The following is a 22,145-nucleotide window of genomic DNA, read 5'->3' on the forward strand; positions in this document are numbered from 1 at the left end:
TTCATCCCAAACGGTATCCCAAGCGTCGGTTACTCTTCTATTAGAACCAAGTGATGAGGTTTTTAATTGCATAACTAACTAAAAAAAGTCTTGTTCTCCTAGCTTATTTGAGGTGTGTCCATTTAAAGTTACTGCTCGTGCGGTAGTAACAAAGACCACTCCATGCGGGCGTAACTACAAAAGAGTACGATGCCTCCAACTGCATGGAACATGAGGCCTTTGATTGAACACTTTTCGTCCTTGCATGTTAAATTGTTTGCAAGGTTTCTGACCAGACACCTTAAATCCGTCTAATAGCTGCCGTGGTGGCCGTTAGCGTCGGATAATCGGTTAAGTTTTCGCACGCAACGCCCAATTCACGGGGTTCGGCGGCATATCGGCTGTCGGACGACCACCGCCACTCTTCCTGCGAACACGACGCATGATTCGTTTCCTTCGTATCGCGCCCCGCCTCTTCTTCACCATAAGCCATCCGGATGCCCGCCACCGTCAACAGACTCATCAATAGCACGACAACCAGCAAAATCAGCCCCAGCTCGTACCATCGGATATTGGGCCTGGACGGCATCATGTTGGAGCTCCCCTGTTCTACTCGTGCCTGCATGGCAACTCAGCTCCTCTCTTCGTCTTGGTAGTATACAACTTACCACTGACCCACCAATGAACAAACAGGATATATCTGTAAAATCCTGCACGCAAAAAAAAGCAGCTCCCCCTGTTAGGGCAGAAGCTGCATAAGAAATAACTATTGAATGTTCACTCCGGCGCTAGCGTATCCAGTAACCGTATTAACCAGCGTTAATCCTGTTGCGGTTGAAGAATAGACAAGCAACAGCCTGGTACCCGCTGCTACAGGGATGTTCAGTCCCGTCGTCGTGCCAGTGGAGGTTGTACCCATGGTTAGAACACCGGTAAGCTGCGGGGCAAGGGTTACCGTGGCACCGGGGATAGCTGTAAAATAGTTGCTGCCCGCTGGTGCTTCGTACAGCTGTGCCTGTACCGTTACCGTGCTGCCTACTAGACTCATCGCTGTTGTTGTGCTAAAGAAGCCGGACAGAGAGGTAATCGCCCCATCACGCGGCATCATAAATGCGAAGTTCAGCAGCGTACCAGCTGCGCCTGTCAAATCAATCATTCCACCTATGGTGGAGATCCCAGTAGCTGAGTTGCCAAACCCCAGGATCGAACTCGTACCTGGTAGGCCGCCAGCTATGGTGGTCATGGCAATCGGCAATCCGGAAGCATAAGGGATCATGGTTCCTTGGGAAGATGAGCCTCCATTAGCTCCGTCAGCACCATCAGCCCCCCGGGCAGCAATCAGGATATAATCCGCGGAGGTGTCTGGCGTACCGGTAGGCGGAGCCACCTGGGCCTGATAGGTGCTGCCGTTGTAAGTCACGATCTGCCCTGCAGCATAAGTAGGTGCTACTGCCGGATCGAAGTGAACGACCCCAGTGAGCATCCCTGGCTGGCCCTGTGGGCCTTGCACACCTTGAGGACCAGCTACGCCCTGAGGCCCAGCAGGGCCCTGCGGACCCGTCTGACCCGCCGCTGCGATTAGCAGATAATCCGCGGAGGCGCCTGGCGTGCCGGTGGGCGAGGCTACGAGAGACGCGTAAGCACTGCCCTGATAGGTGACGACCTGATAGGCCGCATAGCCAGGAGCCACTGCAGGATCAAAAACCACCACGCCGGTAAAACCGCCCGGCCCGGCTGGACCTTGCTCACCGGCGGGGCCAGTTGGACCCGCTGGGCCTACCGGTCCTTGTGGTCCTGTTGGACCTACGGGACCTGCGGGACCTTGCGGGCCTGTATCACCAGGCGTACCTGGAGCCCCTGGTGTCCCTGGCGTTCCCGCTGGACCTTGTGGGCCGGCTGGACCCTGCGAGCCAGCGGGACCTTGCGGACCAATTGCACCAGTCTCTCCTGTTGGGCCCTGTGCACCGGTTGAACCCGCTGGACCTGCTGGACCTTGCGGACCGGTTGCACCGGTCTCACCCGCTGGTCCTTGCACACCGGCTGGTCCCTGCGGACCTGCTGGACCTTGCGGGCCGGTTGCGCCTGTCTCGCCAGCCGGGCCCTGCGTTCCAGCCGGGCCTGCCGGACCCTGTGGACCCGCCGGGCCCGAGCCACCCGCTTGTCCTCTGGCCGCCAGCAGCAAATAATCGTCAGACGCATCTGGCGCTCCTGTCGGAGAAGCTTTCAAGGCGACGTAGACTGCACCTTGATACGTAACCACCTGATACATGCCATACTGCGAAGACTCCACAGCATCGTAAGCCTTGATTCCGGCCAAGCCGACACCTGACTCACCTGCAGGCCCTTGTGGACCTTGCGGGCCCGCGGGGCCCTGTGGTCCGGCCGGTCCTGCTGGCCCTGCCGGACCTTGTGTACCACCGGAGCTGCCGTTCCCCTGATCCGGGAAGCTGATCTCTACCGTCCGTGTTGTACCCTGCCACGCTACGTCTGCTCCGAAAGCACTGGCAAATACACGCACCGGCACGAGTAAACTGCCATTTTGAAGAACGGCCGCTGATTCCAGGGCAACCCGGCTCGTCACACCATTCTTCGTAATCGTGGCCGCGAGTTCCCCGCTCCGCAACACAACGGTCACCTCTCCTCTAGTTGCCGTTGCCGTTTTGGCTGCATTATCCCAGACTACCTCGGCCCCCAACAGTTCATTGATGGATTTGAACGGCACCAGTACCGCGCCACCAATCAGTGCAGGCGGCTCCCCTTGGGTGATTGTCTGGCCATCCACGACCAGTTTCACCTGCTCTTCAGCGTAGACACTTACCGGTGCTGCCTGCTGCCAGGTCAAGGCGAGGGCCAGTGCCGAGGCCAACAAGATTTTTTTCATACGTGATGCTTCCTCCTTATGATTACAATTAGCATAGCTTCTAAGGAGTATATAGGAACCCACTGAACACTTACTGAACAAATTGGCAAAATATGAAATCATAAGCAATTAAACAACAAATTCATCCTGCGGATGATTCTAAGAGACTCATCCCCTTGCTCTGACGACCGACCTGGTGCGTTACAGCGACCAACTCGCGAGTTGCCGAGCAAATAGAGGAACAAAGGTGTGTTACAGCAGCCGATCGGCGGGTTGCCCGACAAATAGAGGAACAAAGGTGCGTTACAGCGACCATCTAGCGAGTTGCCGAGCAAATAGAGGAACAAAGGTGCGTTACAGCAGCCGATCGGCGGGTTGCCCGACAAATAGAGGAACAAAGGTGCGTTACAGCGACCATCTAGCGAGTTGCCAGGCACATCTGATCCACAACATAAAAAATCATAGTTTCCTATACACACAAAAAGGCCCTCTCCCCAACAAAGGAAAGGTGCCCTCGACTCGCTATCTATCCAACGCTCACCGCAGCATGCGTTTGTATTCATCTACAACCTGACTGTTGCTCGAATCAAGCTCTTCCCGGTACCGCTGCATGTACCGCCGGACATAGTCATCGGCCAGCCGATGCTGCCCCAGGTCCACATACAGACGGGCGACATGCAGCGCCAGTGCTTCATTGAGCGGATCATGGCGATGCTGCTTTTGGACGATCTCCAGGGCCTGTCGCAGAGCCCCCTCTTGCTCCAGCAGCTGAGCCAGCCGCCCGGCCATCGCCGTAAAATGCCGCCGGTCGTGCTCGCGACGCTCGACCACCCACAGGTTGCCCAGCCCCTCCAGCAGCTCGCCGCCATAGAGGTTCACCGCCTCATGCAGCTCCTCTTTGCTGTCCCCGTGCCGCGCTGCAATCTGCTCGAAACGCTCGACATCGCTGGTCATTCCGTTCGTCTCCAGGCGATAGCTGTGCTTATCATAGGCAATGCTCAATTGCTCGCTTAGACCTGTCGCCGCGAGGCTTTTGCGGAGCTGATAAATACTGGTGTGCAAATAAGCCTTGGCGTTATCCGTCTTGCCGTCCATGAACAAGTCGTCGATAATTCGTTCCGGGGCTACCTCTCCCCGCAGATACAGATAGGCGAATAGCTCGCCGCTTTTGGCCGTTCGCCACTTGACCTGACCGCCGGGCCCTGCAACCTTGAGCGAGCCGAATAGCCTTATAGCAGGCGGCCCCGCCTCAGACTCCATCCGCGGCCGCTTGCGGTCCCAGATCCGCTGGAGCGTCTGCCGCAGCCGCTTCGGATCAACCGGCTTCAGCAGATAATCAACAGCAGCCAGGCCGAAGGCCTCAATCGCATGCTCAGCATAAGCAGTCACGAATACAACTGCACATTCCGGAGCTGCCCGGCGCAGTTCAGCAGCCGCCTCCAAGCCAGTCAGCCCAGGCATTTGAATATCCAGCAGAACGATATCCGGCCGTTCTTCTCGGATGGCCTCCAAGCCCGCGGCGGCGCGGGTGTAGCCTTCCACCTTACCAACTAGTCCCGCCTCTGCCAGCGCATCCTCCAGCTCCTCGATGGCCGGTCTGTCATCGTCTACGATGATCGCGTTCATTTTCATAGGGCGGCACACCTCCTGGTCCTGTATTCGTGCCTTTGCCGTGGCCGCACGATTCCCATGCACGATCCGCTCTGCTACGAGAAAATGCGACTGTCGCTCCCGTACGCACCCGTTGCTTGTAAAGCATCTATTCGACAATGATCCTGCAATCCCCTGCCAGTCTATCCAACACGGCGAGCCTACATGTACTCGTCCTATTCGGCCTTTAACTGGACTGTTACTCGCGTGCCAATCGTCCGAGTGCTGGTGAGCATTCGCGCTGCCGCCCGCAGCGGCGGCCTGTCTCGTGGTTGCGGACTCGCCCGCCAATAGACGGTCCTTCCTTGCCATGCAGCGGCAGCGTATAGACGAGACCGCCCGTATATAGAGTATTGATAATCCCCCGGTTCACAAGCCGGCCTTCACCCCCGATGTATCCCGTACCGGAGACGACCCCTTCGTTAACGAAGCGTTCGCCTGGAGGAATCCAGAGCTTACCGTCCCCGGAGAGGGTGAGTCTGCCGCCATTGAAAAGCGATCCCGAAGGCTGAGGCGGACGCGCATCCGCCGCCCCAGCGCCAATGAGAGTACCGCGATAGCCGCCTGCGCCGCTCAGGACCACTTCGCCTCCGTGGATCGCTACCGCTGCACCGGATGCATCGGTCCCACCGCCGAGCGCTGCCGCTTGGGCTGCTCCCCGTGCCGTAATCATGCCACCGTGAATATTGATGGAGCCACCGCCACCCATGACGCCGCTGCCGATCGCCGCTCCACTCCAGACGCCCAGGTCCAAGTAGCGGTAAGCTTCTGCTGTGGCTACGATAATTCCGCCATGGATAGTGATTGTTCCGCAGCCGCCCCGATAGCCTCCACCGATCGCCGCACCCAGGTAACCGGTCTTAACGTCCAGCATCCCACCATAGATACTAATACGCCCGCCGTCTCCAGCATATCCGCCGCCAATACCTGCTGCGTAGTCACCGCCGCGAATCGTCAGTGTGCCACCCCGGACGATAATGTCGCCACCACCACTGTGCTTGCTACCGCCGATGCCAGCCCCATACATCCCGCCTGTTGACTCGACGGTACCGCCATGAATAGTAACCGTTGCTCCAGAATCGCCTCCGATCCCGGCGCCGTCCGGGCCGCCACAGGCACGGATGGTACCGCCATGTATCTCAATCTCTCCGCAAGCGCCATCCGGCCCAGCACCAATGGCGGACGCGCCCGCAGCTCCGGTGGTTGCCGTCAATCGGCCGCCGCCTCGCTTATCCTCAATGGCGAGTGTTGCACCTGCTGGTACCCGCAGCGCAGCATCAACTCTGCCCCGTTCGATGGCCAATGTATAGCCGTTCAGGTCCAGGGTAAGCCGGGCATCCGGGCGTGCACTCACGCTCTCATACATGAGACGAATGTCTGCGGCCAATCTGATCAGGCTACCACAACGCGCACTCGCCAGCGCCTCCTTCAAAGCCTGTCCGTTCTCTATCATTACAATAGCTGCTGCCATCAAGTCTCCCTCTCCCCCGCTGCAACATCTGCAGTTTGAATTCCTGTCACACGGCGGGAATGCATGTATAGGGACTACTATACCGCACGCCACTAAACGAATTCTGAACAGGATGGTGTTTTTTCCCAGATAGAGCGGGCGATTAGGCAAGGTACGGTGGCATGAGGGGGAAAAGGTTACTTGAATTTGGCGATAGTGGGCTGGATGGCAGCAGAAGAGGTAAATGGTTACTTAGTTCGCTCGAAACCCAGTGGATGAGCACAATCAGGGGTAATTGGCTCGCTCAACAACCGGCAGTCGAGCACAATCAGGGGTAAAATGTCACTTGGTTCGCTCAAAAGCCAGCGGACGGGCACAATGAGAGGTAAAATGTTACTTGATTCGCTCGAAACCCAGTGGATGAGCACAATGAGAGGTAAAATGTTACTTGATTCGCTCAACAACCAGCGGTCGAGCACAATCAGGGGTAAAATGTTACTTGGTTCGCTCAACAACCGGCAGTCGAGCACAATGAGAGGTAAAATGTTACTTGATTCGCTCAACAACCGGCAGTCGAGCACAATCAGGGGTAAAAGGTTACTTGATTCGCTCAACAACCGGCAGTCGAGCACAATGAGAGGTAAAATTTTACTTGGTTCGCTCGCAAGCCGACGGGCTGGCGCCACTCCCGGCACGCCAACCAAGCGAGAGCGCTGCGCCCCCGCCTGTTTAGCCCTTATTAACTCGTTGTATCACCGCCTGATCTACGTTTAACCTTTGGCACCCTACTTTATTGCCGCAACCTCTGCCACTCACACCCGTGGGTATAGGATCTGCTGCTCCAGGTGCAGGTGCTCGTGCAGGTCGAACTCCAGCTCGGCCAGCTTGCGATAGGCCAGGATGTGCGTCTTGCACGCCCCTTCGGGCCAGGCGAAGTCGTCGGTGAGCTGACGGATCGCCTGCAGATCTTCGCCAACCGCCTGGTAATCCGGCTGTAGCGCCTCGATCCGCGCAGCCACCCGCTGCCGCCGGTCTGGCGTCGGATGCTCGCCGAAGGCCAACAAGAGCGGGAACACACCCTCTTCCTCCTCCGTCATCTGGCGCTCCAACCGCTGCTGAAACGATTGGAATCGTTGATGAAGCTCCACCAGCTCGGGGTAAAGCGCACCCTTGGTTTGCACCAGTTGCCCGATAAGCTCACCCAAGAGCGGCAGCTCCGAGTGTAAATAGCGATGATGGCTGTACACAATGTGCATGATGAGCTGATACACGCTGGTTCGCCGCCATTCGGAGCGGTCCGGGTGGGAACGCCGTTTCGCCTGTTCAAAGCTCGAATTCAGCTTCCCGATAAACCGATCTGCATCTATCTCCCTCACTTCGATCGCCTGCATCAGGAACAAGTCCCCATCCACGCAAAAGTCGATATGTGCCTTACGCAGAAGCTGAGTTGCTCCGGGGAACGCCTCTACGACCGATTCCACTTTCTCTTTCCCTGTAAAATAAGCCTCCATCTCTCTCACCCTCCTCGTATATTTCGCAGTATACAACGCGCACACATTCTCGTATGTGATTATATTCACAATCCAGTTAAGCCCGGGGTAACTTCAACCAGAGGAGCCCCGACTAGAGTCCGCTGCGCAAGTGGTATATAGTAAGATAGACGGAAATATTTGACCCCCTCAAGTCTCTCATGAATGGGAAAACATCCTGCAGGTTATATACATAGTATAGACGAAGAAAGATGAAGCACGTTAGAGGAGGAACCACGATGAGCAAGGACAATCAAACCGGCTTCCAAACGATGAATGAAATCCATAGAGCGCTAGAAAAAGAATCACAAACCAAAATTAATATCGCCTTGTTCGGCCAGCCCGGCGCAGGCAAATCTTCCCTTATCAACGCTATCATCGGGGACAATGTCGCCCAGGTGTCAACCAATACCGATACAACCGTAGCAGCGGGCAGCGTCGCCTGGGGTGAGGACGGCACCTTGCTGCTGACAGATTTGCCTGGCTACGGCACGACCGCTTTTCCGGCAGAAGGCTACTGGAAACGGTTCGATCTGGACCGCTACGATCTGTTCCTATGTGTGTTCTCCGGCAAGTTTCACGAGGCTGATGATGCGTTGTTCCGCCAGATTGTGGCCAAGGGCAAGCCGTGTATCTTCGTGCGCAACTTCTCGGATACCCTCTTCGATACGAAGAAGCAGAAGAACCGGGACGAGCTGAAGGCTGAGATCCGGCAGGCCGTCGAGGGCCGGTACGGGGCGCAGAGCAAGGTTATCTTCACGAGCTGCGTCACGGAGGAAGGCCTGAGCGAGCTGATCGACGAAATCTATGTGCGGCTCTCCTCGTCCAAGCAAGCCAAGTGGGAGCGGAATGCGAAGGCGTATTCACTGGATTTTTTGGTCCGAAAAAAAAAGGCCTGTGAGAAAATCTTGCTCCTCAACAGCGCCGCGGCGGCCGCCAACGGATTGAATCCGGTGCCTGGGCTGAACCTCGCCATCGATGCAGGCATTCTCCAGAAACTGCTGGAGCAGATTCGCAAGAGCTTCGACCTCTCGGAGGATCGAATCAAGACTGGTGCCCGCATCGTGCCGCATCTGGCAAGCGTCGCCAACAACGTGCTGAAGTCCGCTTCCTTCCAGGGCATCACCCACCTGCTACAGCGGCAAGCGGGCAAAGTAGCGACGCAGCAACTATCCCGTTACGTCCCCTTCATCGGACAGGCCGTCTCGGCCACGGCAGGCTTCTCGATCACTTACTTCACGGGCAAAGCCTACCTGGATGACTGTTACGAGATTGCGGAAGCCATCTTCAAAGAAGAACTGAAATTCCGCGAGCAGTAATTGCTGGCTTGCTGCATCCAAGTTCCAAGGGGCGCCCCTCCCGGCGTCCCTTTTCTATGGTCCAGCTGCTCCTCCAATCCCTCTATCACCCGCTATAAACTAGCCTTGGCCGCTCAGCCTCGAAGCCCCATTCCTCCCGGTACCGCAGCAGATACCGCTCCACATAATCATCGGCCAGTCCGCGATGCCCCAGCTGCTGGTACAGACGCGCCACATGAAACGCCAGCGAACCATTGCCGGGATCATGTCGGTGAAGCTTCTGCACAACTTCCAGGGCATGACGCACCGCGCCTTGGGTCTCGAGCAGCCCCGCCAGCCGGCTGCCCATCCCCATCACTTGTCTGCGATAACGTTCACGACGCTCAATCACCCAGAGGCTTTCCACACCCTCCAGCAATCCGCCCCCGTATAACCCTACCGCCTCCCAGAGCGTTTCCTGATCGGACGCCGTCCGCGATGCGGCTCGTTCGAATGCTTCGATGTCACTTTCTAGATTCTGCACCTCCAGACGATAGCTGCCCTGGTCGCAGCTGATAACTACGGACTCTGACAGTCCCGACGCAGCCAGACTTTTGCGTAGCTGGTAGATGGTCGTGTGCAGATAGCCCTTGGGATTATCCGTTTTGCCGTCTAGGAACACCTCGTCAAGGATGCGGTCCACCGCAACCGTCCGATGCAGGTACAGATAGGCGAACAACTCGCCGCTCTTGACCGTCCGCCACTTAACCTGGCCATATGGGCCAGTGACACGAAGCGAACCCAGCATGCGGATCTGGAACTGCTCCTTCCCCACCCGTTCGTTCGTCACATTTGCCATCCTACTCATTTCTCGTGTCGCCCCCCCCCCGCCCCGTTCCTTATTATCGTAATCGATTGACCACAACATTTCTGTAGGCTGGGTTACAAAACAAAAAAAACGGATCGAACCAAGGCTTGAAAAGAATATTTTACTATTAATCGAACACCATGCCCTCCGCTGGCATGCAATAACACAGCGCAAATTGCAACGGTCTGTGACCAAATACGTAAATAAGCATGAACTCTTCCGAAGTTATCTTAGCAACGGTCCGTCACAGTGATGGCAGAGCCGTGAGGACACGGCGCTTGCAGTCACCATCCGATGCGAAGGAGTTGAAGCGGAAATGCCTTGGTATATAGACCTGTGGAGCAAAGTCGAAACTCGGCCAGGATACAAGGTGCTGTTTGTGTTGTTCATGGCGGCGTGGGGCGCTGCAATTGGTTTGTTTTTCACTTTGTTATTGCTACAGGGTGTGGACATGAAGTATAAGATTGCGTTCATTCTATGCGCGGCGTTGATCCACGTGGTGCTGAGTCCGCTGCAATATAAATTGTGGTCACGCAAATATCACTATTACCTCCGAGTAAAATCATAACCCTGTCCACTGTTTGATTTTCTTTTTTTTGGTATAAGTATTTTTAATGAGACGTTTCTAAAAGTTCGGTTTGAAGGGGTCGATTCGATGTTCTGTTCCCAATGCGGAAAAAAAGTGCCGCCGGAGAGCCGGTTCTGCCCGCACTGCGGTGCCCAGCGCGACGCGGCGGACATTCGCCCGAATTCGGGTTCAATGAAGGAAACCACGCCTGCTGCTGGTGACAACAGTCAACTGCCGACAGCGGATGCTTCGAGTGGAGTGGCGCCTGTCGAAGAGGTACGGAATCCAGACGATACGTCGCCCATGCCAGAGAGTGCCAGCCTAGATGAACCAAGCGGGGAGGATGCCGATCCTTACCCTGATCCAAGTACTACCAGTACACCCGTTGATGAGGTTGAGGTTCGGGAGGCTTCTGCAGATGCCCGGGCTGTAGATGGAGAGGTGTATGCCGATGAGCTGGACTTCTCGCAGATTCCCGATACAGAATCGGTAAGTGACAACACCCACAACGAACAGGTCCCCAGATTCGCCTATCCTTCGGATGACCCTAATTCCGGGAATAACTCGGACGACAGGGCTGTTCAGAGCAGAGAAACCTCGTATGACCGTGCCCTGGAGGAAGCGGAGACTGTTCCCCATCACCCGGCGGAGGAAGCCACCGTCGTACCTGCGGAGGAGGTAGTTGTTCGTCCTGCTCCTTCCGTTGAACCCGCCAATTCGGATGCCAATCGTGCGGACCAGCCAGTGCGCCCCGTCTTCGTTGCGCCGCCTGTGGATCCCACAGAGACTATAAATCCGAGGGTAAACAACAGGGACCGCAGTTCCCGCGAAAGTGCCAGCAGCATGGAGACCGCAGACGGAGCAGCGCCATCCCCCAAGCGGAGGGGTGCAGCCTACCACCTGCTCTGGATCATGCCACTCACTAGTCTGATTCTCGTTCTTCTGGCTGGCGGCGGACTGTACCTCTACCACGAGCAGACGCACCAGGAGGTGCGCTCGCTGCTTGCCCAGGGCGAAGAGCTCGCGCTGGATGGCCAGCTCCCCGAGGGACTCGCCCGTATTGAGCAGGCGCTTGCCAAGCAGCCGGAGCACCCTGTGCTCCTGGAGCACCAGACGCTGCTGGAGGATGCGGTCGCGCTGGAGCAGAATGTGGCAGCCGCAAGGGGCCAGATCGAGCAAGAGCAGCACGAAGAAGCAGCCACTACGATTGCTGAGGTCAAGCAGGAGCTGGAGCGGCGGAGCGGTCCGATCTACAATCATTTGCAAACGGCTGTTCAGGAGCTCGAATCCGCAAGCATCGTCGCTAATACCCGAGCGGAATTCGCCAGTCTGACAACCGTCAGCGAGCTCATTCCACTCATGAATCGCCTTCGCGACTATGAGAGCGAGGAAGCCGAGACTCTCAAGGAAGAAATCCGCGAGAAGGCTGTAGAAGTGGTTAAAAAGCGGGTGAACGCCCTGACGGCAACAAAAAACTACCCCGCTGCCCTGTCTGCCGTGGACGAAGCGCTGTCGTTGGCCCCCAATCATGAGGAGTTGACTGCGCTGAAGGCATCCATTACAGAGGCGCAAGCAAAGTACGAAGCAGAAGAGGCTCAGAAAATCCGCGATGCCCTCGAAGAAGCCAAGCAAGGGCAGCAAGGCCAAGGCGATTCACAACAAAGCCCCGTCGAGGTGCTGAATATGAAGGTTCAGCTCGACGCGTCGGGACGGTTTCATATTCAGGGCATCCTGAAGAATATCTCTTCGCGGACCCTCCCTTCCCTGCTGCTTCATTATGAGATCTATGATCAAAACGATCAGCTGCTGGAGAAGCATACGATGCGCCCGTCGCCGCTGACGCTGGAAGCGGGGGCGGAGGCCGAATTTGAAGCCTACCACGAGGATGGCGAGAACATGTACAGGGCCATTATCAAGCGTGTGGAATGGGGCGTCTGACTAGACCAATGCGAATGGAGCAACGCCGATGAAAAGAACATTATCGATCCTGCTGTCGCTGGTCATCCTACTGGCTGGCGGCGGCGGACTGTATCTGTTGCATGAACGCTGGAGCGACCCGGTTATCACTGCCAGCTCCTCCTCCCTGGGGAGCATCAATCCCGAAGCAGAGACCGAGGAGCAGACCCCCGAGCTGAAGGACCTGATTCGTACGCATCAGCAGCTTGTCGTCTCGATTCAGACGATAGGCGATCAGGGCGAAGGCATCGGATCTGGCTTTTTGTACAATGAGCTGGGAGATATCGTGACCAACGCCCACGTCCTGGCGGGTGCACGGCAAGTGTCTGTACGCATGAGTGATACCAGTACCTACCCGGGTACCATCATTGGCATGGATATTGAGAAGGATATAGCTATCGTTCGTGTGGAGGAGCTCGTCGGAACTGCGCCGCTGGAGGTGGACGCGGAGACACGGGCGGATATCGGGGATGAGGTGCTCGCTTTTGGCAGCCCACTAGGATTCGAAAACACCGTCACGACCGGCATCATCAGTGGTCTTGACCGCGACCTGCAGATTGAGCAGACCAAATATGTCGGAGTGTATCAGATCTCTGCGCCCATTACCCAAGGCAATAGCGGCGGGCCGCTGGTTATGCAGAGCACAGGCAAGGTCATCGGGATCAATTCGGCCGCTGCGAATTCAGGGACGATCGGCTTCAGCATCCCGTATCACCAGGTCGTTCATATGCTGGAGAATTGGAGTGCCAATCCAGACCCCACGGTAGCTGAGATTCCGATTGCTCCACCTGAAGGGCCGCCAGGCGGGAATTACGATGAGGACCAGGATCTGACACAACCACCACCACCGTCGCCAGAGGAACCAGAGCAACCCGAGAATCCATACAGCGAAGAGGATTTAATTCGGGATAGTGAATATATCGTCCGCTACTTCTACGACAGTGTCGATGCCGGCGACTACGCTACAGCGTACAATTTGCTTGGCGGCGGCTGGCAGAGCCGGACCAGCTACGAGGAATTCGTGGCAGGCTATGAACGCACGTTAGGCGTCTACATCTTGGAACTAGAGCTTCACCCGAGGGAGAATGGTAGTGGCGTGCAAGTGTCCCTGCTGATCGAAGCTCGCGAGGATGAGGACGGAGAGGAAGTTTACAACTCCTACAGCATAGTCTACCATGTCGATGTGGAGAATGGCGTCGTCCGAATCATTGCTGGTACGGGCGAGAAGATGTAGGACCAACTCCATTTTTCGATAAAATAACCCCCATAGAAGGACACACAACGATGTGACCTCTTGGGGGTTATTCGTCTGCACACATCCTATGCCTCTATTGGTTGTTGAGTATGGCCACGTGCAGGACGCTTCCACCCAGCTTGGCCGCGCCGGAACCAATCGCGTTTGCATCTGAAGTATGACTTGAGATTACATGTCCCCCAAGAGCGGCTGTTCCTTGTGTGCCTGTAGCGTGGGAATTCGCTCCCATAGTCATAGTAACTGTAATGGCCAAGATGGCGAGTGCAAGAAGAAGCTTTAACCCTTTTGAATTCGTTGCTGAAGTAACTGGAATACGCATAAGATAGCACCCTTTTCCTGTAAATAGATATGAACCCCGCACTGCAAGGACTATTGTCCTGCATACGACATTATCATACCATCTCTTCCTGATTAATGAAATTAAAAATTAGTTCTTTTGAATCAATGACCCTCCTTTTCCAGCACTTCCTCTCATGGAAACAAGGATTTTAGACCTATTTTTTTGCTGTGTTTTTTTCAGTTTTATGGTATAAATATACTTGTTCTTCTAATCAAATATAGGAAAACAAAGCAGCCTATTGGAAGGGATCGAGTCTATGTTTTGTTCACACTGCGGGAGCGAAATACAATCTCAAAGTAAATTTTGTAACCAGTGCGGCCTGGAAACCTCATCATCGGGGAAACAACCATTAGCCCATGCGTCACCTGTTCGTAAATCATCCAACCTTCTGTGGCTATTCCCTATCAATTGCCTGCTGCTCGTTGTCGTTGCGGCAGCCCTGCTGTATCACTATCATGACCAGATCGACCAAGAGGTTGCAGGGCTCTTAGAACAGGCAGAGGCCTTGGCCTTATCGGATCAACTATCGGAGAGCCTGAAGGCTCTAGAAGCGGCTCTTGCCAAACGCCCGACACATCCCACTCTACTGGCAAGCCACAGCCTGCTGCAGGACGCCATAACGCTTAAAAGAAGTGTGCTGGCTACCAGCGACCAAATCAAGCAGCAACAGTTCGATGAAGCCATGACAGTGATTGACTCGGTCAAGAAGCAAATGAATACTCGCTCGGGTCCCATCTATGACCAACTTCTTGGCACAATAAATAGCAGGGAAGAGACAATCGTTATTGCCAGAACCAATGCCGAGCTCATGACCATAGAAACAGTCAAAGACCTTATTCCTCTTCTGCATCATCTCAGAACGTATGAGAGTGAAGAGGCTAAAGTGGTCAAGGCTGACATTATAAATAAAGCAACTGGCTTGGCGCAAGCGTCAGCATCACAACAGTTAAAAAGTCGGGATTTCTCAAAGGCACTGACTACAGTCAACGAAGCTCTTTCATTGGAGAAAGACCATACCGAGCTGATTGCGCTCAAAGCAACCATCGAAAAAGAGAAGTCTGCCTATGAGGATGCGGAGCAGAAACGCATCCAACAAGCAATGGAAGCGGCCGCCCAGGAGGATCTCCTGAACCGAACTCACGCCGTCGAGCTCGTCGAGCTCGAAGTATATAACGATAACTATGGCTACTTCCATGTTGAAGGCACAGTCAAGAATGTAGCAACCCGCCCGCTAAGCACAATTCTTGTCTTCTACGACCTCTACGATGAATGGGGCAATTACCTTCGCGAAGATTCCGTCTATGTCTCCCCTTATTACGTGGAGGTTGGCGGCACAGCAACATTTAGCAGCCAATACTACAACTATCAATATATGGAACGTGCGAATGTGACTTCTTTTGAGTGGGTATTGAATTAACCAAGTAGAATGGAGCAGCACCGATGAAGAAATGGTTCTTAATTATTCTCTCTCTGATGACTCTTACAGCTGGAAGCGGCGGCCTATATTACCTTCATGAGCGTTGGAGCAACCCTGTCGCAGCAGCAGAATCGCCACTTGGTAGGATCATGTCGGAGGAACAGACATCCGAAGGGCAATCTGACCTCAAAGAAATGATTCGCAATCATCAGAAACAGGTCGTATCCATACAAACCGTCTACGATGACGGCTCTGGGATCGGCTCCGGTTTTCTGTACAATGATAGAGGCGATATCGTGACCAATGCCCATGTCGTATCCGGGGCAAAACAAGTCAAGATTAAGATGAGCGATACTAGCCTGTATAAAGGAAAAGTCATCGGGATCCATGAGGAAAGGGACATTGCCCTGGTCCGGGTGGAGGAACTGGCGGGAAAAACGCCAATTGCGGTAGACTCGGAAACAAAAGCGGATATCGGGGATGAAGTGCTGGCTTTTGGAAGCCCGTTGGGGCTTGAGAACACCGTGACCACAGGGATTATCAGCGGGGTTGACCGGGACCTGGAGATTGACCAGACCAAATATGTGGGTGTGTATCAAATCTCCGCTCCTATTGCTGGCGGCAATAGTGGAGGCCCTCTGGTCATGAAAAGCACAGGCAAAGTGATTGGGATTAATTCGGCCGGAACAGTCCAGGGTCAGATCGGGTTTAGCATTCCTTACCACCAGGTTGCTGACATGCTGGAGAATTGGAGCAACAATCCGGATCAATCATTAGCGAATGATTCATCTGACGATACCGCTCTGGATGCCTACACAGCAGAATACATAGCAGAGGATAGCTCCTACTTGTTGTATTACTTCTATGAGAGCTTGAACAACGGCGACTATGTGACGGCCTACAGTCTCCTTGGCAGCGACTGGCAGACCAAGACATCTTACGCGAAATTCCGCGAGGGCTATCTTAATACGTCTAGTGTATCCGTGACTAGTCTCCATGTGGGGAAGTCGACAGCAAGTAGTGCCGAGGTGAACCTAATTATTGAAGCCTGGGAAACTCGTCAAGGCGAGCGAATCCTGAGTTCATATAGCCAGGTCTACCAAGTCAAACTGGAGAACGACAGCCTGAAGATTGTGTCGGGGACTGGGAAGAAGTTGTAGCTTAAATGTAGGATATGGATGCAGGCACGTAAAAATAATAAACCAAGCAGTAGAAAGAGCCGGGCCTGCGTGTCCGGCTCTTTCTGCTGCGATATCAATTAATAAGGTATAAACTTGCTTATAAGGAAAAAAACCAATTGTCACTGGCAATGGGTACTGACTATATATTTTCAAAATTGCTTGCGGGCTTATCGACTTTGTTTTCGGACAAAGTTGCCGGAATAACAATACATGATATTTCCTTTTCGCCAGAGTATTTATTTTCACCAAAGCACAAGAAAAACTTATTTAAGTGGTTGGATCGTTTAAATAAGATAGAGTGGCCTGCAGACGACATTGATTTCGGAAAACTAAAAATTGATTTTGAGCTTTGGTACTATGAATTGGGTGGGGATTTCATCGAATTTTCCTATCAGAAAAACTACTTAATCAAGCCATCCGAAGCCGCCGAGCAACTTGGCGTTTCTACGGTAACACTTAATAAATATATTAAGCAAGGAATGGAATGTTTAAATAATGGATCGCAAAACAAAATTCCTAAATATGCAGTAGAACTATTACGTGATCCAGTATATGGCGTTCTCATGCAAATGATTGGTCAGAAGAAAAAACGTATGCAACAGCCCCCATCTGAACGATTAGGTGAAATTTATAAAGAGATTGCCGAATATCAGATTAAATATGGTACTGAAACTTATCAAGAGGCCTTTAGTGAGTATGATGGGGATGAGATGGATGATCCAACAGATTATAATCACTGGAAAGATCTTGTTGAGGAATCGACTGAAATTCTTAAGATGGCAGGAGGGATAGCAAGAAAGTGACAGAAATAAATGCCACCTCCCTCCTTTATCCTGCAGATATTCAAGAAATCTTGGAAGAATTTCAAGATATATTTCAGACTTATGATCATTTCAGTGACCGTGAATCTATTTACGCTAATTATCGTTCTGATGCAAAACGGTTGGAAGTTGTATTCCCATTAAAAGAGCATCCGATCCATGGTAACACCGGTCTTCGAGCGTATGAGAAATATAATGAAGCAGGATTTCATCCCCCCGCTTATGCAGCGTATAGCCGGAAGCATCTCCGTAGACATCGCTTTTAAACGATTCAGATCCATATTTTTCATAAATCTTAGACTGGCTGTCGCCAATACGAATGCCTCTGACAGTTACAAATTTATTGTGATCGGGAAGTGCATTGATAGAGGAGACAGAGGACGCTTCAAGGAAGGATAAATCTTCGACAGAAATGATTATTGAAAAAATCGCAACTACTATCCACTTCCTATTCATAACCTCACCCCAGATTATATGTCCCCTATTGTTGCCGAACGCCCACGATGACGATTGAAGGCGTCAGTCGTTGATCCTCAACTCAACACTTAGAGCCAACTCTAAGTGTTTTTCTACATTCTTCCTTTTCCAGTGAAGTTAATCACGCGGCTTATGCTCCAGCATGTAGGTCAAGGGATCGTAGCCCGCATCGGGAGCAGCAAGATATTGATCGTAAAAAGCGATTTTCAAATCAACCACATTCAGACTCTTCTTGAAATCCTCGATTTGCCTCAGCACCGCCTTGCGGTGGTTCCTCATGAGTTCTCTGCGGACAGAGGCCGTTTCTTTCCCTTGCATGCACAATGCAATGTAATGCTTGATATCCTTGACTTGCATCCCTGTGTTCTTGAGGCAGCAGATCAGCTTGATCACTTCCAGGTCCGAATCACTGAACTGCCGATTTCCGGTGCTATTGCGAGTCACAAAGGGAAGCAATCCTTCCTTATCATAGAAGCGGATGGTATGAACGGAGATATCACAGATTGTCGCAACCTCGTTAATGGTGTACAAGACGAAACTCCCCTTAAAAGTAGGATGAATAAACGCGCTTGACTTCGATAGAACTCAAAGTGCTACCATGAGTATAATTTACAATTCTGGTACACACAAGATCTTTAAAGGAGAGCTCAGGAATGACAAAAACAATGAAGCGTGGTTGGAATGCAACAGATATCCCCGTGCAAAAAGGCCGTTCCGTCATTATTACTGGCACCGGAGGAATTGGCTACGAAACCGCACTAGAGATGACCCGCGCAGGCGCGGACGTCATCCTGGCTGGCCGTAACAAGGAGAAGGGCGAAGAAGCGTTACACAAGATCAACGCCCTCAAACCTGCTGGAACGATCCGCTTCGAAAAGCTTGACCTGGCGGATTTGCGATCGGTGAACGCGTTTGGCGAGCGGATCCGGGCACAACGCAGCAGCCTCGATCTGTTAATTAATAATGCAGCCGTCATGAATCCACCACAGCGCAGGCTGACCAAGGATGGCTTTGAGCTTCAACTGGGAACGAACTATCTTGGACATTTCGCGCTAACCGCACAACTGCTGCCTCTTCTGCTAAAAGCGAATCAACCACGAGTGGTCACCTTGAGCAGCATCGCTCATCGTTCGGGCGAGATTAATTTCGATGATCTGCAATCGGAACGCCAGTATAAGCCAATGACCGCCTATGCCCAGTCGAAGCTGGCGTGTCTGATGTTTGCACTTGAGCTGCAACGGCGAAGCGAGGCAGCCGGCTGGGGCATTACCAGCATGGCAGCGCATCCGGGTATTTCAAGAACGGAATTGATTCCGAATGGCGCAGGCAAAAATAGCCCGGCAGGGCTCGTCCGTCTGTTGTTAGGGCCGATTTTCTTTCAGCCGGCTGCCCACGGCGCCTGGCCCTCGCTCTATGCCGCTACAGCCCCCGAAGCGACCGGCGGTACCTATTACGGCCCCTCCCGAATGAGTGAAACGCGAGGCTATCCAACCATCGCCAAGCTAGCACCGCAGGCAACAGATATGGAAGTGGCTTCAACCCTGTGGGACACATCGGAAACCTTGACTAAGGTGAAATTTCCGTCTTAACGGCACAGGGGGATACAGCCACTGCACCATTGCGCCATCCCGAATTGCTGCCGAACATATAGATGTCTTCTGTGGGGTTCATGGTGGTGCTCCTCTTGTGCTGGGTTAGTTGCAACGCAAAAGAGCCATCCCCCATACCAATCATGAGTGATGGCTCCCTTCAATTAATCGATGAATCCGATCGTCCGCAGCAAGCGGTCGATCATGGCGGCTGCTTCCGCTCGGGATGTATTTTTGTTCGGCATAAGCTGGTTTTCTTCATTACCCAAAATTAATCCCGTTTGTACCGCTTCGGCCATCGCGTTCTTCGCCCAGGACGAGATCAGATCGCTATCCTGATAAAAGGATAGGTCCACATCTATGTCTGGCTTCGACTGGATAGTTGCGTATCGCATCGCCGACATAATCATAACCACTGTTTCTTCTCGGCTGATGTGCTCTTCGGGGCGGAACTTGCCGGTTCCGTCCCCCTGCACCAACCCTTCCCGGACTGCCGCAGCCAACACGCTGGAGTACCAGCTTGCCGGGCTCACGTCGTTAAAGTGGGATCGTTCGGCCTGATCTACCTGCAAACCCAGCGATCGAACCAGCATCGCTGTCATTTCCGCACGCGTTACCGGCGTGTCCGGATCGAAGCGCCCCTCATCCTTACCGTACACAATCAGCTTTGAGGCTAAGCGTTTGATCACCTCTTCCGACCATATACCGTCCACATCTACAAACGTTTTGGATTGGACCAACACGGTTTCAATGCCGCCGGAACGGCTCTGTAACGTGGCTTCTGCGCCATCGATCCGGGACGGCACAAATTGGAATGTTCGTTCCGACAGATGGTAACGAACCCCGGTTTGTTGATCCGAATCGCCAGCTTCTTTCAAAGCTAGCGTTTGGGAGACATACTGTGCGTAGCGTTGCACGACCCGCTTGCCATCAGCAGTTATCACAGCTAGTTCAGTCTCAACCGGAACGGCAGCCAATCGTGCGCCAATCGCCGCAGCAGCTTGCTCCATCTCGTGCATAATCGTGGAATCGACACGTCCAATGCGCAGCGTGACTTCGGTCACGCCGGTTGCATCGATCCCGGACAATACGGATACTGGCAGGTCGTAAGCTGAGACATCGGTCAGCACACGCACCGTTCCCTCGAGGTTAGACGCTACAAGAGCCCTCATGGTTTGCGCGGGAATGGTCAAAACCCAAGCATCTAGTGGTTTCCCCTCATTTAAGCTGCCGCTATCCAGTTGGATGACTTCACGCAGCAACTCTCCTTGTTCGAAGGTAAAAGTATGCGTGTGGGACGCGCTCCCCTCATTCGTTAGCCTCATGACATACGTTGTATCCACTGGCTTAGGAGGAGTATTATCTTCGTCATTGTCATAGTCATTATCGTAGTCATAGTCATTGTCGGAAGAATAATAGGCGGCCCGCGTCACGGTGATCGTATAGGTCTTCGTTGAGCTGTCCTGCGCTGTCACTTCCACGGTGATTGTGTTCGTGCCGACGTTCAGCGCGATCGGATCAGAAGCGCTGCCGCTGGTCACCGTATCGCCGTTAACCGTCACGGTAGATGTACCGACGTCCACGGTTGGTGTTACCTTAATCGTATTCACGCTATTGGCAACGGAAGCGGTGTAGTCCTCCGTGCCCGATGCAAAGGCGGGATTCAGACTGCCCTCACTCAGCGTCAGGTTGCTCAAGTTCCCGTTGCTGGAAGCGGCTCTCGTCACCTCGATTGTATAGGTCTTCGTCGAGCCGTTCTGCGCTGTCACTTCCACGGTGATCATGTTCGCGCCGACGTTCAGCGCGACCGGATCAGAAGCGCTGCCGCTAGTTACCGTCTCGCCATTGACCGTCACGGTAGATGTGCCGACGGCTGTTGTCGGTGTTACCTCGATTGTATTCACATTATTGGCAACGACGGCCGTGTAGTCCTCCGTGCCCGATGCAAACGCGGGATCCAGACTGCCCTCACTCAGCGTCAAGCCGCTCAGATTCGCGTTGCTGGAAGCGGCCCGTGTCACTTCGACCGTATAGGTCTTGGTCGAGCCGTTTTGCGCTGTCACCACCACGGTGATCAAGTTCGTACCGACGTTCAACGCGATCGGGTCAGAGGCGCTGCCGCTGATCACCGTATCGCCATTAACCGTCACGGTAGATGGCCCGTCGTCCACGGTTGGTGTTACCTCGATTGTATCCACGCTATTAGCAACGGTGGCGGTGTAGTCCTCCGTGCCCGATGCAAAGGCTGGATCCAGACTGCCCTCACTCAGCATCAAGCCGCTCAGATTCGTATTGCTGGAAGCGGCTCGCGTCACTTCGATCGTATAGGTCTTCGTCGAGTTGTCCTGTGCCGTCACTTCCACGGTGATTGTGTTCGCGCCGACATTCAGCGCAATCGGATCAGAAGCGCTGCCGCTAGTCACCGCATTGCCATTGACCGTCACGGTAGATGTGCCGACGGCCGTTATCGGCGTAACCTCGATGGTATTCACACTATTGGCAACAGCGACACTGTACGCCTCCGTTCCCGATGCAAACGCGGGATCCAGACTGCCCTCACTCAGCATCAAGCCGCTCAGATTCGCATTGCTGGAAGCGGCCCGTGTTACTTCGACCGTATAGGTCTTGGTCGAGCTGTCCTGCGCCGTCACCTCCACGGTGATTGTGTTCTCGCCGACATTCAGCGCGATCGGATCAGAAACGCTGCCGCTAGTCACCGTCTCACCATTGACCGTCACGGTAGATGTGCCGACGGCCGTTGTCGGCGTAACCTCGATGGTATTCACGCTATTGACAACAGCGACACTGTACTCCTCCGTGCCCGATGCAAAGACGGGATCCAAACTGCCCGCGCTCAGTGTCAAGCCGCTCAGATTCGCGTTGCTGGAAGCGGCCCGCGTCACTTCGACCGTATAGGTCTTCGTCGAG

At 53.8% G+C, this 22,145-nt stretch carries 18 protein-coding genes; 9 read left to right on the plus strand and 9 right to left on the minus strand.

From position 1 onward, the window contains the following. Nucleotides 1-280: 280 nt before the first annotated feature. The 6 genes from F556_RS0125660 to F556_RS0125685 all read right to left on the minus strand — a co-directional run bounded on the left by F556_RS0125660 (nucleotide 281) and on the right by F556_RS0125685 (nucleotide 7,450). Nucleotides 281-604, minus strand: coding sequence for a hypothetical protein (locus F556_RS0125660; RefSeq protein WP_020619875.1), 324 nt, complete (start codon nucleotides 602-604; stop codon nucleotides 281-283). Nucleotides 605-745: 141 nt separating this feature from the next. Next, nucleotides 746-2,860 (minus strand): exosporium glycoprotein BclB-related protein, encoded by a 2,115-nt coding sequence (locus F556_RS39110; protein WP_051108795.1) that lies wholly within the window; start codon nucleotides 2,858-2,860, stop codon nucleotides 746-748. 98 nt (nucleotides 2,861-2,958) lie between these two features. Next, nucleotides 2,959-3,318: a hypothetical protein gene (locus F556_RS38055; protein WP_157272949.1), complete on the minus strand. Its 360-nt coding sequence runs from the start codon at nucleotides 3,316-3,318 to the stop codon at nucleotides 2,959-2,961. A gap of 58 nt (nucleotides 3,319-3,376) precedes the next feature. Beyond that, nucleotides 3,377-4,471, minus strand: a complete 1,095-nt coding sequence (locus F556_RS36645) for a response regulator (protein WP_020619876.1) — start codon at nucleotides 4,469-4,471, stop codon at nucleotides 3,377-3,379. Between the two features lie 217 nt (nucleotides 4,472-4,688). Further along, entirely contained in the window at nucleotides 4,689-5,960 is a 1,272-nt protein-coding gene (locus tag F556_RS0125675; RefSeq protein ID WP_026297491.1) for a hypothetical protein, read from the minus strand. A gap of 791 nt (nucleotides 5,961-6,751) precedes the next feature. Then, nucleotides 6,752-7,450, minus strand: a complete 699-nt coding sequence (locus tag F556_RS0125685; RefSeq protein ID WP_020619877.1) for a DUF542 domain-containing protein — start codon at nucleotides 7,448-7,450, stop codon at nucleotides 6,752-6,754. 257 nt (nucleotides 7,451-7,707) lie between these two features. Between F556_RS0125685 and F556_RS0125690 the strand changes: the two genes are divergently transcribed. After that, complete coding sequence (locus F556_RS0125690; protein WP_020619878.1) at nucleotides 7,708-8,787, plus strand: GTPase; 1,080 nt, start codon at nucleotides 7,708-7,710, stop codon at nucleotides 8,785-8,787. Between the two features lie 85 nt (nucleotides 8,788-8,872). Here F556_RS0125690 and F556_RS0125695 read toward each other — a convergent pair whose 3' ends face one another. Continuing rightward, a complete protein-coding gene (locus tag F556_RS0125695) occupies nucleotides 8,873-9,613 on the minus strand; it encodes an AfsR/SARP family transcriptional regulator (protein ID WP_169447643.1) in 741 nt (246 codons plus the stop codon). A 316-nt stretch (nucleotides 9,614-9,929) separates the two neighbouring features. Between F556_RS0125695 and F556_RS0125700 the strand changes: the two genes are divergently transcribed. The 7 genes from F556_RS0125700 to F556_RS38060 all read left to right on the plus strand — a co-directional run bounded on the left by F556_RS0125700 (nucleotide 9,930) and on the right by F556_RS38060 (nucleotide 17,417). Further along, nucleotides 9,930-10,181, plus strand: a complete 252-nt coding sequence (locus tag F556_RS0125700; protein WP_020619880.1) for a hypothetical protein — start codon at nucleotides 9,930-9,932, stop codon at nucleotides 10,179-10,181. Between the two features lie 87 nt (nucleotides 10,182-10,268). Then, nucleotides 10,269-12,119: a zinc-ribbon domain-containing protein gene (locus tag F556_RS35220; RefSeq protein WP_020619881.1), complete on the plus strand. Its 1,851-nt coding sequence runs from the start codon at nucleotides 10,269-10,271 to the stop codon at nucleotides 12,117-12,119. Nucleotides 12,120-12,147: 28 nt separating this feature from the next. Then, nucleotides 12,148-13,371: a S1C family serine protease gene (locus tag F556_RS0125710; RefSeq protein ID WP_020619882.1), complete on the plus strand. Its 1,224-nt coding sequence runs from the start codon at nucleotides 12,148-12,150 to the stop codon at nucleotides 13,369-13,371. Nucleotides 13,372-13,970: 599 nt separating this feature from the next. Next, entirely contained in the window at nucleotides 13,971-15,149 is a 1,179-nt protein-coding gene (locus tag F556_RS0125715) for an FxLYD domain-containing protein (protein WP_157272951.1), read from the plus strand. 23 nt (nucleotides 15,150-15,172) lie between these two features. Beyond that, nucleotides 15,173-16,309, plus strand: a complete 1,137-nt coding sequence (locus tag F556_RS0125720) for a S1C family serine protease (protein ID WP_020619885.1) — start codon at nucleotides 15,173-15,175, stop codon at nucleotides 16,307-16,309. A gap of 149 nt (nucleotides 16,310-16,458) precedes the next feature. Continuing rightward, a complete protein-coding gene (locus F556_RS0125725) occupies nucleotides 16,459-17,133 on the plus strand; it encodes a MerR family transcriptional regulator (RefSeq protein WP_245583137.1) in 675 nt (224 codons plus the stop codon). Continuing rightward, nucleotides 17,130-17,417 carry a hypothetical protein gene (locus tag F556_RS38060; RefSeq protein ID WP_157272952.1) on the plus strand — a complete coding sequence of 96 codons (288 nt, stop codon included), beginning with the start codon at nucleotides 17,130-17,132 and terminating at the stop codon, nucleotides 17,415-17,417. The genes F556_RS0125725 and F556_RS38060 overlap by 4 nt, the downstream gene beginning before the upstream one ends. Nucleotides 17,418-17,745: 328 nt before the next feature. Here the strand turns inward: F556_RS38060 and F556_RS0125740 are convergent, their stop codons facing one another. Next, nucleotides 17,746-18,159: a MerR family transcriptional regulator gene (locus tag F556_RS0125740; RefSeq protein ID WP_020619889.1), complete on the minus strand. Its 414-nt coding sequence runs from the start codon at nucleotides 18,157-18,159 to the stop codon at nucleotides 17,746-17,748. Between the two features lie 122 nt (nucleotides 18,160-18,281). On the opposite strand from F556_RS0125740, the gene F556_RS0125745 reads away from it, so the two are divergent. Continuing rightward, on the plus strand, nucleotides 18,282-19,217 hold the full coding sequence (locus F556_RS0125745) for an oxidoreductase (protein WP_020619890.1): 936 nt from the start codon (nucleotides 18,282-18,284) through the stop codon (nucleotides 19,215-19,217). A gap of 164 nt (nucleotides 19,218-19,381) precedes the next feature. Here the strand turns inward: F556_RS0125745 and F556_RS38430 are convergent. Then, nucleotides 19,382-22,145, minus strand: a 2,764-nt coding sequence (locus F556_RS38430; protein WP_020619891.1) for a cadherin-like beta sandwich domain-containing protein, incomplete at its 5' end; no start/stop codon positions are given.

It is taken from the genome of Paenibacillus daejeonensis DSM 15491, assembly GCF_000378385.1.
Classification (GTDB): Bacteria; Bacillota; Bacilli; order Paenibacillales; family Paenibacillaceae; genus Paenibacillus_D; species Paenibacillus_D daejeonensis.

Bases quoted from the DNA above. Each gene is read 5' to 3' on its own strand.
- F556_RS0125695 (WP_169447643.1), bottom strand. From the start codon at position 9,613: ATGAGTAGGATGGCAAATGTGACGAACGAACGGGTGGGGAAGGAGCAG.
- F556_RS0125725 (WP_245583137.1), top strand. From the start codon at position 16,459: ATGGGTACTGACTATATATTTTCAAAATTGCTTGCGGGCTTATCGACT.
- F556_RS0125720 (WP_020619885.1), top strand. From the start codon at position 15,173: ATGAAGAAATGGTTCTTAATTATTCTCTCTCTGATGACTCTTACAGCT.
- F556_RS0125675 (WP_026297491.1), bottom strand. From the start codon at position 5,960: ATGGCAGCAGCTATTGTAATGATAGAGAACGGACAGGCTTTGAAGGAG.
- F556_RS36645 (WP_020619876.1), bottom strand. From the start codon at position 4,471: ATGAAAATGAACGCGATCATCGTAGACGATGACAGACCGGCCATCGAG.
- F556_RS0125685 (WP_020619877.1), bottom strand. From the start codon at position 7,450: ATGGAGGCTTATTTTACAGGGAAAGAGAAAGTGGAATCGGTCGTAGAG.
- F556_RS0125690 (WP_020619878.1), top strand. From the start codon at position 7,708: ATGAGCAAGGACAATCAAACCGGCTTCCAAACGATGAATGAAATCCAT.
- F556_RS0125660 (WP_020619875.1), bottom strand. From the start codon at position 604: ATGCAGGCACGAGTAGAACAGGGGAGCTCCAACATGATGCCGTCCAGG.
- F556_RS39110 (WP_051108795.1), bottom strand. From the start codon at position 2,860: ATGAAAAAAATCTTGTTGGCCTCGGCACTGGCCCTCGCCTTGACCTGG.
- F556_RS0125700 (WP_020619880.1), top strand. From the start codon at position 9,930: ATGCCTTGGTATATAGACCTGTGGAGCAAAGTCGAAACTCGGCCAGGA.
- F556_RS0125745 (WP_020619890.1), top strand. From the start codon at position 18,282: ATGACAAAAACAATGAAGCGTGGTTGGAATGCAACAGATATCCCCGTG.
- F556_RS0125710 (WP_020619882.1), top strand. From the start codon at position 12,148: ATGAAAAGAACATTATCGATCCTGCTGTCGCTGGTCATCCTACTGGCT.
- F556_RS35220 (WP_020619881.1), top strand. From the start codon at position 10,269: ATGTTCTGTTCCCAATGCGGAAAAAAAGTGCCGCCGGAGAGCCGGTTC.